Below are 1540 nucleotides of genomic sequence, written 5' to 3' on the forward strand. Positions count from 1 at the left end.
CAATGCCGTTCAGATAAGGCGTCTGGCGAGGTCAGCGTGGTGCGCTGACGTCGTGTGTGGAGGCCGGTACGGTGGCTGGCCGTGACGTCAGCGGTGGTGGAGACGGCAAAGCGGCCGTGGGGTCGGTTGACCGACCATGTGGGGCTGGGTGTGGTGTCGGCCCGGTTCGGTCGTGACCTGCTGGAGGATGTCCTCAACCGCACCGAGCGGCGGGAGAAGCGGTCGAGGCGGCTGCCCGCGCACGTGATGATCCGCTATGTCATCGCGATGGGGTTGTTCTTCGCCGAGTCGTACGACGAGGTGATGCGCCGGCTGGTCGGTAACCTGCGCAAACTTGGCTCCTGGGACGATGACTGGCAGGTCCCGACCAAGTCCGCGATCAGCCAGGCCCGGCAACGGCTCGGGCCGGAACCTATGAAAGCGCTGTTCGAGCGGGCCGCGGTGCCGCTGGCGAGCGCGAGCACCAAGGGCGCGTGGCTGGCCCGACGCCGGTTGATGGCGATCGACGCGACCAGCTTCGACGTGGCCGACACCCCGGACAATGTGCAACGGTTCGGCCGAATGGGCTCCGGGCCGAAAGCGTCGGCGTATCCGAAACTGCACGTCGCCGCCCTCGCGGAATGCGGCAGTCACGCGATCGTCGGTGCCGTGCTGGGTAGCTGCCACACCGGGGAACGCACCCTGGCCGCCGACCTGACCAGTACGGTCGGGCCGGGCATGCTGGTGATGGCCGACGCCGGCCTGTACTCCTACGACCTGTTCAACCGGTTCGCGGCGACCGGCGCGGACCTGGCCTGGCGGATCGGCGCGTCGGTGTCGGTCGGGCACCTGACGTGGCTGCCGGACGGCTCCTACCACGCGCTGATCTACGCTCCCGGGCTGAACGCCCAACGCCGAGCGAGGCTGAGCGAACAAGCTAAAGCCGGCCACGATGTCCCCGCCAAACTGGCCCGCCGGGTGCGGGTGGTCGAGTACACCGTCCCGGACCGCAATCCCGACGGCGACCTGATCGTGGTGATCACCACGATCACCGACCCGCACGACATCGACGCCCTCACCCTGGCCGAGGCGTACCACCAACGCTGGGAAGAGGAATCCGCCCTCGACGAGATCAAGACCGACCTACGCGGACGCGGTGAAGTCCTACGCTCGAAGACCCCGAACCTGGTCGAACAACAGATGTGGGGACTGCTACTGGCCCACTACGCCATCCGCGCCCTCCTGCTGGACGCCGCCGACCCGGCCGGCTACGACCCAGACCGCATGTCCTTCGTCAAAGGCCTCCGCGTCGTACGCCGCCAGGTCACCGACCAGGCGGCCATCACCCCCTGAGCACCTTTCAGCCGCCCTGACCGACGCCCTCGCCGAGATCCTCCACCAGCCCAACCCGCCTCGCCGCCACCGAACCTGCCCCCGCGTCATCAAACGCGCCCGACACAACTCCTACCGCGTCAAACGCCCCACCGACCGAACCATCCGCCACCCCAGCCCACCAACACCACTACTGGCCTGCCCAAACAGCCTTACCTGAACGGCATTG

At 68.0% G+C, this 1540-nt stretch carries 1 protein-coding gene; it reads left to right on the plus strand.

Annotated elements, in window-relative coordinates:
- Positions 1-81: 81 nt before the first annotated feature.
- Complete coding sequence (locus EF879_RS26825; RefSeq protein ID WP_233604780.1) at positions 82-1332, plus strand: IS4 family transposase; 1251 nt, start codon at positions 82-84, stop codon at positions 1330-1332.
- Positions 1333-1540: the final 208 nt, after the last annotated feature.

Source organism: Micromonospora sp. HM5-17, assembly GCF_003762835.1.
Taxonomy (GTDB): Bacteria; Actinomycetota; Actinomycetes; order Mycobacteriales; family Micromonosporaceae; genus Plantactinospora.